Origin of the sequence: Vibrio sp. Isolate22 (assembly GCF_022398115.1) — a bacterium.
In the GTDB taxonomy this organism is placed as follows: Bacteria; Pseudomonadota; Gammaproteobacteria; order Enterobacterales; family Vibrionaceae; genus Vibrio.
Genome location: NZ_JAKEUW010000019.1, coordinates 70,857 through 85,694, shown reverse-complemented (window position 1 = coordinate 85,694; position 14,838 = coordinate 70,857). Strand labels below are relative to the sequence as shown.

Genomic DNA, 14,838 nt, shown 5'->3' with positions numbered 1-14,838 from the left:
TATACATCGATAAACTTCTTTACCTACATTGTTTTTCAAAATCCTAAATCGATACTTTGGTGTCCACACTATGTGATATTGACATCTCCAAAATACGTGGGAAGCTTGATTATATCTGCTCATGTTATTTGTCCTCTTTGACTTCGCTAAAAATCAAGGGAGCATTTAACATGGGTAGAACTACAGGCAAAGCCAAACTGAATGATAACCACCTACTGAAGTAGGTGGTTTAGGGCTGAAAACAAAAGGGCTGATCATGATCAGCCCTTTTTGCTATCTGCTATTGACTCTAACCCAAGCCGACATCGGCAATCCGCTTTTGAATTAACTCACCACATTCTTCTTTGACCACTCTTCTCAACCATTGCTGTGAGGCAGAAGAGTCGCAGCGTGAGTGCCAAATCAACGAGTAATCAAATGGCATAAACTCGAATGGCAGCGGCTTAACGACTAAGTCATAACGCTCTGCAACCAAGTATGCCAAATCAGCCGGTACCGTAATCACTAACGGCATTCTATCGACAATCGCCAATGCCGCTTCAAGGTGATAAGCACGCAGTACCATTTTCCTCGGTTGTTGATTGGCTAAAGCGTTGTCCAATAACGCCTTTACACCATCACTGATCGCAATCATCGCATGAGGTAAAGATACATAATCCTCGAGACTCAACGAACTGTCTGCCAAGGGGTGATTTTTAGAGAGTAAGCACGACACACCCACAGGGCCAAGGACCTCTTGATGAAGTGGCGCAACACTGCCACTTGGTCGGCAGATCGCCATATCGACGCGCTCGGTACTAAGCTGCTTAAACAAATGTTCATGCTGCAGCGGGGCGAATTCTAAAGAGATATTCGGTGCTTGCTCATAAATCTTCGGCAGTGCATACGGCAAAATGGTTTGCATCGCATAATCAGTGGTCGCAATTAGAAAGCGTTCACTGCAATAGTAAGGGTCGAAATCACTCGGGCTAAGTAGTTGACGGAATGACTCCAAAGGCTGATCAATTCGCTGACTGATCTCGAGTGCTTTTTTGGTCGGAATAAGATGCTGGCCCTGGCGAGTAAACAGAGGATCGTTGAGTAAGTCTCTTAAGCGCCCTAATACTCGGCTGGTTGCCGACTGGCTCAAGTTGAGACGAAGCGCTGCCTGGCTAACACTGCCCTCTTCAATCAATACCTTTAAGGCGACCAATAAATTAAGGTCTCTACGATAGATGTCTTCTAATTCCACGCCACTTACCTAGCTGAATACAATGATCATTGTTCACTAACTTGTTTATAGCATGCTTTAGATAAAAAAAATCCCGCAATTACGCGGGGAAGCCCAAGAAAATTTGGGGATAGTGTCGGAATGTCGTATCGGAATTTGTTTGCTGTACTTAGGTTAGTGCTCTTGCTCTTCGGCTACACCCTGCCAACGGCGCATCTCAACCCAAATACCAATAATCGTTGCTACTATGCCAAAAATAGGCATCAGTGAGGTCTCTGTCGATGAACGTAAAACTAACGCACAAAAAGAAATAAAACAGAGAACCGAATAAATTGTTAATCTATCTAATCCTGTCAACATCGCCACTCCTTAGCTAGTTGCCTTTGTTTCAAGTTGTTATCAACTTGTTAACTAAGTTATAGGAAATGATTCTGTTTGCCAAGCACTTATTGCATATTTTTTCTGCAGACGTATTATTCACACGTTAGATAGATATAGAGATACAAACCATGACATTCAAACCTGAACTGGCAACCCATACTTTAGAAGCTGAAGGCCTGCGTTGCCCGGAGCCAGTAATGATGGTTAGGAAGACAATTAGAAACATGCAGGATGGCGATGTGTTACTGGTAAAAGCTGACGATCCTTCGACCACTCGAGATATCCCGAGCTTTTGTCGATTTATGGATCACCAGTTGGTCGGCCAAGAGACAGAAACGCTGCCATACCAGTATTTGATCAAAAAGGGATTGGAGGCGTAACGCCCCACCGAGAATCAAACATCAAAAAAGCCGCTAGTACCCTATGTTCTTAAGCAGAACTCAGAGTACCAGCGGCTTTTTGTTTATTCATCTCTAGACTTGGTTTGCAGATAATCAAGCTGCTGTTGTAACGCTCGGATGTCTTTACGCATCGGAATAATATGCGCGACTCGAATCCAAGCCTCTACTGCAAGTCCAGTCATGATCATAGCGCCGGCGACCATTGGTAGCCACATGTCCGTCAGCACCATGCCTAATAGTGTAAGTGCAAGACCAAAGGTAAATAGATAGCTTTGGCTTTGTGGAGTAATACCCATATAACGCGTCAACATAATCATGCCCTCGTGTTCTTAACTCACAAGATTAAAATATCATGACAAGTATGACAGTTATATGTCCATTCGCTCGATAAACCCCACAATACTGTAAGAGTATGACCTACAACACATTACTCCACTGGTTGAGTATAATAAGACTCAAAACACTCATGAGTAAAACGCAGCAGCGATAGCCAAACCGACAAATAACAGGGCTGTAATCTTACGAATCAGATCGAGTGGCATCTTGTCTGCCGACAGCTTACCAATGATCACTACAGGTACATTCGCTAGCAACATGCCTATGGTTGTACCCAGAATCACCCACGCTAAAGCATCGGCGTATTGCGCCCCTAGGATAGAAGTCGCAATCTGGGTCTTATCACCAATTTCAGCGATAAAAAACGCAATAAAACTAGCAACAAAAGGGCCACGGTTTGAGATCTGTTCATCATCATCGAGCTTATCGGGAATCAGAATCCAGCCCGCCATTGCAATAAAACTGACCACCAGCACCCACTTTAAAACTTCTGGCGATAAGTAATCAGCGACAACCACACCGAGCCACGCTGCAAGAGCATGATTGGCTATGGTGGCAAAGAAGATAGCCGCAATGATAGGTATCGGTTTTCGATATCGACTGGCTAATAAAAGGGATAGCAACTGGGTCTTATCACCGATCTCGGCTAAAGCGACAGTTGTAATTGAAATTGCTAAAACGCTCACGACATGCTCATTTGGGATGGAGATTATTATATTTAACCAAAGACAAACCTCGCGCCCCATCCCGGTTCACGATGCTTGTCTAAGGTCTTGCTAAGCGCCACCAAGGTGGTGGTTGCCTCGAACGCCATGATGATTTTGCATCAATTATGTTGACGAACGAACTCATTCACTAGGATATGAACAAGTAAGCTACTCCCCAAAGACCGCGAGATTCTAATCACCCACGTAGTCAAAAACAAGTGTCAAACTTATCAAAATATCTACTTGCACCGAAAAACAAACATTAAAGGCAAAAAAATCCATTAAACGACATTTTAGACCACTAATTAAACAAGATTACCCCTACTCGCTTTACGAATATCTCGGTATACTCAGAGGTTATTTTTCTCATTCATTTAAAAGAATCGCGCGAACCTGACTATGCAAAAATACGATATCAAAACCTTCCAGGGAATGATCCTCGCGCTGCAGGATTACTGGGCTCAAAACGGTTGTACCATTGTTCAACCTCTAGATATGGAAGTAGGTGCAGGCACCTCTCACCCAATGACATGTCTACGAGCACTTGGCCCAGAGCCAATGTCTACAGCTTACGTACAACCTTCACGTCGTCCTACTGATGGCCGTTACGGTGAAAACCCTAACCGTCTTCAGCACTACTACCAATTCCAAGTAGCGCTAAAACCATCGCCAGACAATATCCAAGAGTTGTACCTAGGCTCACTAGAGGTTCTTGGTGTTGACCCACTTGTTCACGACATTCGCTTCGTTGAAGATAACTGGGAAAACCCAACACTAGGTGCATGGGGCCTTGGTTGGGAAGTATGGCTAAACGGCATGGAAGTAACTCAGTTTACTTACTTCCAACAGGTTGGCGGCCTTGAGTGTAAGCCTGTAACAGGCGAGATCACTTACGGTATCGAGCGTCTAGCAATGTACATCCAGGAAGTAGACTCAGTTTACGACCTAGTATGGAACGTTGCACCAGACGGCTCTAACGTAACTTACGGTGACATCTTCCACCAAAACGAAGTTGAGCAGTCAACGTACAACTTCGAACACGCAGACGTAAATTTCCTATTCGGTTTCTTCGACCAGTGTGAAAAAGAGTGTAAAGAGCTACTTGAGCTTGAGAAGCCACTTCCGCTTCCAGCTTACGAGCGCATTCTAAAAGCAGGCCACGCATTCAACATCCTTGATGCGCGCAAAGCTATCTCTGTAACAGAGCGTCAACGTTACATCCTTCGTATTCGCAACCTAACTAAATCAGTTGCAGAAGCATACTACGCATCACGTGAAGCACTTGGCTTCCCAATGTGCAAGAAGGACGAGGAGAAGTAATCATGGCTAAAGAATTTCTAATTGAACTGGGTACTGAAGAGCTACCACCAACGCAACTTCGCACTCTAGCAGAAGCATTCGCGGCAAACTTCGAAGCTGAGCTTAAAGGCGCAAACCTAGCGCACGAAGGCGTGAAGTGGTACGCAGCGCCTCGTCGTCTTGCTCTAAAAGTAGCAGCACTGGCTGAAGGCCAAGAAGACAAAGTTGTTGAAAAACGTGGCCCAGCGGTTTCTGTAGCATTCGATGCTGACGGCAACGCAACTAAAGCTGCTCAAGGTTGGGCTCGTGGTAACGGCATCACGGTTGAACAAGCTGACCGTCTAGTAACAGACAAAGGCGAGTGGCTTCTTTTCAAACAAGAAGTAAAAGGCCAAGCGACGTCTGAAATCGTTGTTGAACTAGCGGCTAAAGCACTAGGTAACCTGCCTATCGCTAAGCCAATGCGCTGGGGTAACAAAACAACTCAGTTCATCCGTCCGGTTAAAACACTGACTATGCTAATGGGCGCTGACCTTATCGAAGGTGAGATCCTAGGCGTAGCATCTGGCCGCACTATCCGTGGTCACCGCTTCATGGGTGAGCAAGAGTTCACTATCGATTCTGCAGAGCAATACCCAGCGATCCTAGAAGAGCGCGGTAAAGTAATGGCAGATTACGAAGCGCGTAAAGCAATCATCCTAGCTGATTCGCAAAAAGCAGCAGCAGCGGTTGGCGGTAAAGCTGACTTAGAAGATGATCTTGTTGAAGAAGTAACATCTCTGGTTGAATGGCCAGTAGTACTAACAGCGAAGTTTGAAGAAGAGTTTCTAAAAGTACCTTCTGAAGCATTGGTTTACACCATGAAAGGTGACCAAAAATACTTCCCTGTTTACGATGAAAACAAGAAGCTACTTCCTAACTTTATCTTCGTATCGAACATCGAGTCTAAAGAGCCTCGCCACGTTATCGAAGGTAACGAGAAGGTTGTACGCCCACGTCTTGCTGATGCTGAATTTTTCTTCAACACTGACCGTAAGCGCCCTCTGATCGACCGTCTTCCAGAACTAGACCAAGCTATCTTCCAGAAGCAACTTGGTACTATCAAAGACAAAACAGACCGCATCACTGAACTTGCTGGCTACATAGCTGAGCAAATCAATGCTGACGTTGAGAAGTCTAAGCGCGCAGGCCTACTGGCTAAATGTGACCTAATGACCTCTATGGTATTCGAATTCACGGATACTCAAGGTGTAATGGGTATGCACTACGCGACTCACGATGGTGAAGACGAGCAAGTTGCACTAGCACTTTACGAGCAGTACATGCCTCGTTTCGCTGGTGATGACCTACCAAGCACTGGTATTTCTTCTGCAGTAGCAATGGCAGACAAGCTAGACACTATCGTAGGTATCTTCGGTATTGGCCAAGCTCCAAAAGGTTCTGACCCATTCGCTCTACGTCGTGCATCACTAGGTGTGCTACGTATTATCGTTGAAAACGGCTACAACCTAGACCTAACTGATCTGATCGCAAAAGCGAAAGAACTACTGGGCGACAAGCTAACCAACGACAACGTAGAAGCTGACGTTATCGACTTCATGCTAGGTCGTTTCCGCGCATGGTACCAAGATGCTGGCTTCAGCGTGGATATCATCCAGGCAGTACTAGCTAACCGTCCAACTAAGCCAACTGACTTTGACCAACGCGTTAAAGCGGTTTCTCACTTCCGTGAACTAGAAGCGGCAGAAACACTAGCAGCAGCGAACAAACGTGTAGGTAACATCCTTGCGAAATTCGATGGCGAGCTAGCAGCAGATATCGATCTAGCCCTTCTTCAAGAAGATGCAGAGAAAGCACTGGCTGAAAACGTTGCTGTAATGACAGAAGCACTAGAGCCAGCATTCGCGACAGGTAACTACCAAGAAGCCCTAAGCAAGCTAGCAGCTCTACGTGAGCCTGTTGATGCGTTCTTCGATAACGTTATGGTTATGGCTGATGACGAAGCACTTAAGAAGAACCGTCTAACGCTACTGAATAACCTACGTAACCTGTTCCTACAGATTGCTGACATCTCTCTACTGCAAAAATAAGTACGAGTGAGAAAGCTGTTCAAAGCGCTGCTCTGAGCAACGAAAGGTAAATACCCAAAGGGAAGCGAAAGCTTCCCTTTTTGTTTTTGTGAGCCAAGCATTTGTTTGTAGAGGTGTTATTGATTAACTGAATGAATCAGCACTCAGACTGTAGAGGGCATTGTTTGCTATAACTGACCTGTTTATTCAGGGGAAGGAAACAATGAAAAAAACAGTACTTGCACTTTCAATGCTTGCACTCAGCGCATGCAGCCAAACTAGCGACAACAGCCTATTACTGGCGATTGATAACGACACCGTGGTGTTCGAATCGACAGGCAAAGGCACTGTGATCGCAGAACAGGAACTCGCCAAAGGTAGCTATACCTTCTCCATCAGCGACAGCGAAAATACCTGTGGCACCAACTATGAGCTGGCGGAAGAGAGTCGCATTAAGTTCAATAAACCCCTTCGCCTGGACGATTGCGCTGAGAAATCTGAGCTCGCTATTAAGGTCTTTCGCGCGAATACCTACCAATTTATACTCAACCCGCAAACTAATGAGTTAACGGTTCAAATAAAACCAAAGCAACAACAAGTTCAAAGCTTTGCTTGTCCGGTTCCTAGTGACGGGCCAACCACCATCAATGTTGCTCAAACCTTTGATGATGGCACCGTGGTCAGAGATGCCCTTTCCGGAATACAAACAACGGTCACTAACGGCAGTGTCACCATGCAACCAGCTGAAAGTAGCCAAGGCGTCTTATTACTAGAAAAGGTTGAGCCTGAAACCAAAGCAGATTTTAGTTGGGATAACGCCACGGTTTACTTCGTGATGACCGACCGCTTCCACAACGGTAACCCTGACAACGACAATAGCTACGGCCGTAGCCAAGACGGACAAGATGAAATCGGCACATTCCATGGCGGTGACCTAGCAGGCTTAACCGAAAAGCTCGACTACATTGAATCTCTCGGTGCTAATGCAATCTGGATTACGTCTCCCTTAGAGCAGATACATGGTTGGGTTGGCGGTGGTGACCGTGGCGATTTCAAACACTATGGCTACCATGGTTACTACCATCAAGATTGGACCAAACTTGATGACAACATGGGTACTGAAGACGAGCTAAAAACCTTCATCGATACTGCGCACAGCAAAGGCATTCGTGTCATCTGGGATATAGTCATGAACCACACTGGCTACGCTACCCTGGCCGACATGCAGGAGTTCGACTTTGGTAAGCTCAACCTAAGTGATGAAGAAGCAACAAAAATGCTTGGTGAGAACTGGACAGATTGGCAACCAGCAAAAGGTCAGAACTGGCACTACTTCAACAACTACATATCTTACGGCGACAAAGAAGCGTGGGAAAAATGGTGGGGCAAAGCCTGGCTGCGCAGCGATATCGGAGCTTACGACTCTCCGGGTTACAACAACCTGACCATGTCGTTAGCGCACCTGCCCGATCTCAAAACAGAATCGACAGAAACAACAGGGCTACCAAACTTCTATCGCAACAAATCCACCAGCGCGACTGATGAGCTCAAAACACCTCGTGACCACCTCATCACTTGGCTTTCAGACTGGGTACGTGAATACGGCGTGGATGGCTTTAGAGTCGATACCGCAAAACACGTTGAGCTCGAAGCCTGGGCAGAGCTAAAAGAGAGCGCCAACCAAGCTCTTGCTGAATGGAAACAGAATAACCCTGACAAAGCCTTAGATGACTTACCTTTCTGGATGACCGGCGAAGTCTGGGCACACAGTGTGGTGAAATCAGATTACTTCGCTAACGGATTTGATTCGATCATCAACTTTGAATTCCAGAGCGACATCGCCCCTAAAGCGCTTAAATGCCTATCCGCTCTCGATGCTGACTACCTTCGCTATGCCGAGAAGATCAACAGTGACAGCGAGTTCAACGTGTTGAGTTACTTATCCTCTCACGACACCTCACTATTCTGGACGCAGCACGGCAGTGACTTTGCCAAACAGACCAAAGCGGCAAACGCACTGATGTTGGCTCCGGGTGCAGTCCAGATCTATTACGGAGATGAAATCGCCCGTGATTTCGGCCCAACGGGTTCCGACCCTATGCAGGGTACTCGTTCAGACATGCCTTGGGAGCAAATAACCGGAGAGCGAGCTGAGCTGTTAAAACACTGGCAAGCACTCGGACAATTCCGTCAGCGCCACCCTGCTGTCGCTCAAGGAAAGCACATCATCCGCAACAGCAAGGGCTACTATGCGTTTGAGCGCCAATACCAAGATGACAAAGTGCTAGTTGTGTATACCGGCTCGAAATAAGCCAGCAGGTTTAAACAGTCAAAACTCATGGAGAAGCTTCGGCTTCTCCTTTTTGATCTCAAAAACCAGTGCAATAAGCAAGCAGTCACTCATTAGCCAAACTTTATAGAAGTTTTTTACGTGTTAGAGCATTTGGCGCTATGCGTTGCAAAAACATTGCGGTATGTTCAAGGATTACACTGATGGCAGACATAAGGTCTGCCTTAATGACACATAACAAGCAATCACAATGAATTAGGTAAAATAAGTAATGCAGTTCTCTAAGTTTGGTGAAAAGTTTAATCGTTACTCTGGAATCACTCGTTTAATGGATGATTTGAATGATGGCCTGCGCACTCCTGGCGCAATCATGCTTGGTGGTGGCAACCCAGCCGCTATCCCTGCCATGCTCGATTACTTTAACCAAGCCAGTGCCGACATGCTCGCCAGTGGAGAACTCATCGCCGCCCTCGCCAACTACGATGGCCCACAAGGCAAAGATAGCTTTATTAAGTCTTTAGCGGCTATGCTGAAAGAGACCTATGGCTGGGACATCAGCGAGAAGAACATCAGCCTAACTAACGGCAGCCAAAGCGGCTTCTTCTACCTGTTCAATCTACTAGCTGGCCAGCAGCCTGACGGTTCTCACAAGAAAATCTTGCTGCCAATCGCACCTGAATACATCGGCTACGGTGACGCTGGGATTGATGACGATATTTTTATCTCTTACCACCCTGAGATCGAGCTACTAGAAAACCGCCAGTTCAAATACCATGTCGATTTCGAACAGCTAAAAGTGGATGACTCCGTCGCTGCTATCTGTGCGTCTCGCCCAACTAACCCAACCGGTAACGTACTGACAGATGAGGAAGTGCGTAAGTTGGATAAACTCGCACGTGACAACAACATCCCACTGCTGATCGACAATGCTTACGGCCTACCATTCCCAAACATCATCTTTGAAGATGTGGAACCATTCTGGAATGAAAACACGATTCTGTGCATGAGCCTTTCTAAGCTTGGTTTGCCTGGTGTGCGTTGCGGTATCGTGATTGCGAGCGAAGAAGTAACCCAAGCGCTAACCAACATGAATGGCATCATCAGCTTAGCGCCAAGCAGTGTTGGGCCAGCTATCGCCAACCACATGATTGAAAACGGTGATCTGCTGCGCTTGAGCAGTGAAGTGATCAAGCCTTTCTATAAAGAAAAGTCTTTGCGCGCCGTTGAACTGCTGCAAGAAGCGATTGATGACCCGCGTTTTCGTATTCACAAACCTGAAGGCGCTATCTTCTTGTGGCTATGGTTTGATGAACTGCCAATCACCACCATGGAACTGTACGACAGATTGAAAGCTCGCGGCGTATTGATTGTTCCGGGTGAATACTTCTTTATCGGCCAAGAAGACGAGTGGGATCATGCTCATCAGTGCCTACGTATGAACTACGTACAAGACGATGAAGCGATGCAGAAGGGTATTGCGATCATTGCTGAAGAAGTGAAAAAGGCTTACAGCGAAAGCAAATAGAGATTCCCTACTCGGTCGTTCCTCCCTCTATGGAATGACGCTAGAAGGACAAACAAAAAGAGCACCTCATAGGTGCTCTTTCACTTTTACTTCCCGATAATGTTTGTCACTTGAATACCCTAAATAATTGGGGCTTCAGCTAGGCGACTAGAAAATTCAGCCCTATGAGCATAGGGAACCTATGTGATTAGGGGGAATTTACGACGTCAACAACGCTGTAGTTTCAAGTATGACGAGTATTAGCCTTCTAGTAGGCTATTACCATTGATAGCAATCTTACGAGGTTGCATCGCTTCTGGGATTTCGCGCTCTAGGTCGATGTGAAGAAGACCATTTTCCATGCTTGCACCGACCACTTTTACGTAGTCTGCTAGTTGGAATTTACGCTCGAAATCACGCTCTGCGATACCTTGGTACACATAGGTTTTTTCTGCTTCAGGTTTACGCTCACCTTTAACAATTAGCATATTCTCTTTCTGAGTCAGGTCTAATTGGTCATCAGCAAAACCAGCAACAGCCATCGTTATACGGTAGTTGTTCTCGTCTTTTTGCTCGATGTTGTATGGAGGGTAACCGCCAGAAGTGTTCTTCGATGTGTTCGCTTCCATCATGTTGAATAGACGATCGAAGCCGATTGCGTTGCGGTAAAGTGGAGTGAAATCTACAGTTCTCATAATGCTATCCTTTTAGTAAGCAATAGTCTTAGCTGCGAATTTTACTTAGATCGAACCTGTGTATGAGACCAAGCAAACAGCTAAGAGATTCAATTCGCATTCCTCGGGTTTCACCTCTATTGGCGACAACACTGGGACATGACAGTGAATCAATTTTTAAGTTGTGTGCTGCTAAAGTTATCCTCTGTTGAGCGATACTTAGTCAGCGGTAATGAAGGTTCTGTTTCTTCTCTTGTAGAGCAAGACAGTCATCCTCTTCACAAATAGATATATGGATTGAGCAAAATAGTTTCAAGGGATTACTTTCAATTATTTTTTTAATTCAATATTTTTCAATCACTTAAAAACAAAAAAAGACTGCCATTTCTGGCAGTCTTTTAAATAACTTAGATTGCTTTTTGGGACAATCTACACATCCAAGTTAGCAACCTTCAATGCGTTTTCTTCGATGAAGTTACGACGAGGTTCAACTTGGTCACCCATTAGCGTCGTGAACAGCTGGTCAGCGCCGACTGCATCTTCAATCGTTACTTGCATCATGCGACGTGTCTCTGGGTCCATTGTGGTTTCCCAAAGCTGATCTGGGTTCATCTCACCTAGACCTTTGTATCGTTGTAGGCTTAGACCACGACGAGACTCTTTAATCAACCAGTTAAGCGCTTCAACAAAGTTTGATACTGCTTGAGTACGCTCACCACGTTTGATGTAAGCGCCCTCTTCAATCAGGCCATCTAACGCTTCTGATAGGCTTGCTAGTTTGCCGTACTCTTTCGAGTTGAACAGATCAACGCTTAGTGCGTGTTCGTGTGTCACACCGTGAGTACGAACCACAATCTTAGGTAGGCTTAGACCTAACTCTTCATGCTTCTCAACTTCTAGAGAGTACTGGCTTGCACCAACCTCTTTCGCATTCAGTTGTTCTACTAGCTGCTTGCCCCATGCCTCTACCGCTGACTCATCGTGACACTGCTCTGCAGTTAGACGAGGCATGTAGATCATTTCATGCATTAGAGCATGTGGGTAACGGCGGCTCATGCGCTCCACCAGCTTGATACCAGAGTTGTATTGCTGAACTAGCTTCTCTAGTGCTTCACCTGCCAATGCTGGTGCATCAGGGTTTACGTGTAGCGCTGCGTTGTCTAGAGCCAATGCTACTTGGTATTGGTTCATTGCATCTTCATCTTTGATGTACTGCTCTTGCTTACCTTTCTTCACTTTGTAAAGCGGTGGCTGAGCAATGTAGATGTAGCCACGCTCAATAAGCTCTGGCATTTGACGGTAGAAGAAGGTCAATAGTAGCGTACGAATGTGCGAACCATCGACATCGGCATCGGTCATGATGATGATGTTGTGGTAACGCAGCTTATCTGGGTTGTATTCGTCGCGGCCGATACCACAGCCAAGAGCAGTGATCAGCGTTGCCACTTCTTGTGAAGAAAGCATCTTGTCGAAACGTGCTTTCTCTACGTTTAGGATCTTACCTTTTAGTGGAAGAATCGCTTGGTTCTTACGGTTACGGCCTTGTTTTGCGGAGCCGCCTGCCGAGTCACCCTCCACTATGTATAGTTCAGACAGTGCAGGGTCTTTTTCCTGACAGTCTGCAAGCTTGCCTGGTAGGCCAGCTAGGTCTAAAGCACCTTTACGACGGGTCATTTCACGTGCTTTACGCGCTGCATCACGAGCTCGTGCTGCATCGATAATTTTAGTACAAACGGTTTTCGCTTCTGTTGGGTTCTCAATCAGGAACTCAGACAGTTTTTCACCCATCGCTTGTTCAACGGCAGATTTCACTTCAGAAGAAACTAGCTTGTCTTTAGTTTGGCTAGAGAACTTAGGATCTGGCACTTTTACCGAGATAACTGCAGTCAGACCTTCACGAGCATCATCACCCGATGTTGCTGTCTTCGCTTTCTTAGAGAAGCCTTCCTTATCCATGAAGCTGTTCAGAGTACGCGTCAGCGCAGCACGGAAACCAGCAAGGTGAGTACCACCATCACGTTGAGGAATGTTGTTGGTGAAACAGTAGATGTTCTCTTGGTAACCATCGTTCCATTGCATTGCTACTTCAACAGTAATGCCATCTTCACGTTCGTGGTCGAAGTGGAAGATTTTTTGAATGATTGGTGTTTTGTTGGTGTTTAGGTGATCAACGAACGCCTGAATACCACCTTCAAACATGAAGTGATCCGATTTATCTTCTTCACGCTCATCAATCAGCTTGATAGAAACGCCTGAGTTTAGGAACGACAGTTCACGTAGACGTTTAGCTAGAATATCGTAGTGGAAAAGTACATTTGAGAATGTCTCTTCACTTGGCCAGAAACGGATTTCTGTACCCGTTTTATCCGTATCACCAATCACAGCTAGTGGCGCTTGAGGCTCACCGTGGTGGTACGTTTGAGTATGGATTTGACCACCGCGGTGGATAGTAAGAGTAACCTGCTTAGACAGTGCGTTTACTACTGAAACACCTACACCGTGCAAGCCACCTGATACCTTGTATGAGTTATCATCGAACTTACCACCAGCGTGAAGAACCGTCATGATTACTTCAGCAGCAGACACGTTCTCTTCTGGGTGAATTTCAGTTGGAATACCACGGCCGTCATCGCGTACCGATACTGAATTGTCTTCATGGATAGTAACAATGATGTCATTACAGTGACCAGCAAGCGCTTCATCAATAGAGTTATCTACTACCTCGAAGACCATGTGGTGCAGACCGGTACCATCATCCGTGTCGCCAATGTACATTCCAGGACGCTTACGAACCGCATCCAGACCCTTCAGTACCTTAATACTCGATGAATCGTAATTATCTGACATAGTTACTCTCTGACTAATTATCCTTGCTCTATTTTGCCATGTTCCACATGAAACATCCTGCTATTTTCATCATGCATATCTGCAATCTGATCAGCGGTAATAGAGCTTACAAAAACTTGAGCCTCGGTCGCCTTTAAACACTCAGCAAGACGTGCGCGGCGTTGGCTATCTAATTCGGAAGCGAAGTCATCTATTAAATAGATACACTGCTTACCTGTCATTTGAGTGAGGTGCTGCCCTTGTGCTACTCGCAACGCACACACCATCAACTTCAATTGACCTCGTGACAAGACATCTTCCACTGGAGTGCCGTTCACTTTTATCTTCAGGTCCGCTTTGTTTGGTCCACTAAAGGTGTAACCAAGCTGCTGATCCCTTTCAAAATTCTTCTCTAATATCTCGGCATATGGGGTATCTTTGTCCCAGCCGCGATAATAGTTAATCTTTATCTCAAACTCAGGTAGGAAGGTCGCGCAGATATCTTCAGCGACTTCTTTAAGCTGATTGACGTAGGTGGCACGCCACTCACTGATGCTTTCCGCTAAACGGGCCAGTTCTTGGTCCCAGTAGCTCAACTCTCGATAATGCGTTGCCGTTTTCAATAAGGCGTTTCGCTGCTTATTGAGGCGCTTTACCCTGCCCCATGCATCATAGAAACCCGACTCACTGTGGAAGACTCCCCAATCAATGAATGCGCGGCGATGCTTAGGTCCATCTGTCAGTAAATCAAACCCTTCCGGGTGAATCAACTGCAAAGGTAAGACTTGCGCTAACTGCGCGAGTTTTTGCCCAGTTTGACCGCTTATTTTAACCTCTGTTGTGCCATCGCGCTGCTTATTAATGCCAATTGGCAGCTCAAATTGATCCGAGGTCATAAAACGGCCGTGCACAAACAGTTCGCTACACTCATTTTGTATGATGCGTCCCGTTAGGGAACTCTTAAATGAGCGACCGTGGCCGAGCAGATATACCGCTTCAAGGACACTGGTTTTACCGCTTCCGTTAGGCCCTATAAGAAAGTTAAAGCCTGATGACGGTTGAATGTCACAGGCTTCAATATTTCTAAACTGCTTAACGATTAGACGAGAGAGTGGCATAGCGTCATCATATTAATCATTAA

General features: G+C 45.9%; 13 protein-coding genes. 5 read left to right on the top strand and 8 right to left on the bottom strand.

Features of this window, described 5'->3' with window-relative positions; all coding sequences use genetic code 11:
* From L1D55_RS13085 to L1D55_RS13075, 3 genes are all read right to left on the bottom strand, one after another.
* Positions 1–123: transposase (locus L1D55_RS13085; RefSeq protein WP_239917693.1), on the bottom strand; the 123-nt coding region annotated here is incomplete at its 3' end.
* A gap of 166 nt (positions 124–289) precedes the next feature.
* Positions 290–1,231, bottom strand: coding sequence for a LysR family transcriptional regulator (locus L1D55_RS13080; protein ID WP_008223218.1), 942 nt, complete (start codon positions 1,229–1,231; stop codon positions 290–292).
* Between the two features lie 153 nt (positions 1,232–1,384).
* Entirely contained in the window at positions 1,385–1,570 is a 186-nt protein-coding gene (locus L1D55_RS13075; RefSeq protein WP_004739241.1) for a hypothetical protein, read from the bottom strand.
* Positions 1,571–1,719: 149 nt separating this feature from the next.
* Between L1D55_RS13075 and tusA the strand changes: the two genes are divergently transcribed.
* A complete protein-coding gene (tusA, locus tag L1D55_RS13070) occupies positions 1,720–1,971 on the top strand; it encodes a sulfurtransferase TusA (RefSeq protein ID WP_004739242.1) in 252 nt (83 codons plus the stop codon).
* Between the two features lie 83 nt (positions 1,972–2,054).
* Here the strand turns inward: tusA and L1D55_RS13065 are convergent, their stop codons facing one another.
* Both L1D55_RS13065 and L1D55_RS13060 read right to left on the bottom strand, forming a co-directional pair.
* On the bottom strand, positions 2,055–2,309 hold the full coding sequence (locus tag L1D55_RS13065; RefSeq protein WP_008223224.1) for a hypothetical protein: 255 nt from the start codon (positions 2,307–2,309) through the stop codon (positions 2,055–2,057).
* 147 nt (positions 2,310–2,456) lie between these two features.
* Positions 2,457–3,014, bottom strand: coding sequence for a TMEM165/GDT1 family protein (locus L1D55_RS13060; RefSeq protein WP_004739245.1), 558 nt, complete (start codon positions 3,012–3,014; stop codon positions 2,457–2,459).
* Positions 3,015–3,434: 420 nt separating this feature from the next.
* Between L1D55_RS13060 and glyQ the strand changes: the two genes are divergently transcribed.
* The 4 genes from glyQ (at position 3,435) to L1D55_RS13040 (ending at position 10,218) form a co-directional block, all read left to right on the top strand.
* A complete protein-coding gene (gene glyQ / locus L1D55_RS13055) occupies positions 3,435–4,355 on the top strand; it encodes a glycine--tRNA ligase subunit alpha (RefSeq protein WP_239917692.1) in 921 nt (306 codons plus the stop codon).
* Between the two features lie 2 nt (positions 4,356–4,357).
* A complete protein-coding gene (glyS, locus tag L1D55_RS13050) occupies positions 4,358–6,424 on the top strand; it encodes a glycine--tRNA ligase subunit beta (protein WP_239917691.1) in 2,067 nt (688 codons plus the stop codon).
* 202 nt (positions 6,425–6,626) lie between these two features.
* Entirely contained in the window at positions 6,627–8,714 is a 2,088-nt protein-coding gene (locus L1D55_RS13045) for an alpha-amylase (protein ID WP_239917690.1), read from the top strand.
* A gap of 250 nt (positions 8,715–8,964) precedes the next feature.
* The gene (locus tag L1D55_RS13040) at positions 8,965–10,218 is read left to right on the top strand and encodes a valine--pyruvate transaminase (RefSeq protein WP_102426366.1); all 1,254 of its coding nucleotides are present in this window, start codon (positions 8,965–8,967) and stop codon (positions 10,216–10,218) included.
* 239 nt (positions 10,219–10,457) lie between these two features.
* On the opposite strand, the gene L1D55_RS13035 is transcribed toward L1D55_RS13040, so the two are convergent.
* From L1D55_RS13035 to recF, 3 genes are all read right to left on the bottom strand, one after another.
* The gene (locus tag L1D55_RS13035; protein WP_004739258.1) at positions 10,458–10,892 is read right to left on the bottom strand and encodes an Hsp20 family protein; all 435 of its coding nucleotides are present in this window, start codon (positions 10,890–10,892) and stop codon (positions 10,458–10,460) included.
* 408 nt (positions 10,893–11,300) lie between these two features.
* The gene (gyrB, locus tag L1D55_RS13030) at positions 11,301–13,718 is read right to left on the bottom strand and encodes a DNA topoisomerase (ATP-hydrolyzing) subunit B (RefSeq protein WP_102426367.1); all 2,418 of its coding nucleotides are present in this window, start codon (positions 13,716–13,718) and stop codon (positions 11,301–11,303) included.
* Between the two features lie 17 nt (positions 13,719–13,735).
* Complete coding sequence (gene recF, locus L1D55_RS13025; protein ID WP_239917689.1) at positions 13,736–14,815, bottom strand: DNA replication/repair protein RecF; 1,080 nt, start codon at positions 14,813–14,815, stop codon at positions 13,736–13,738.
* Between the last annotated feature and the right edge of the window lie 23 nt (positions 14,816–14,838).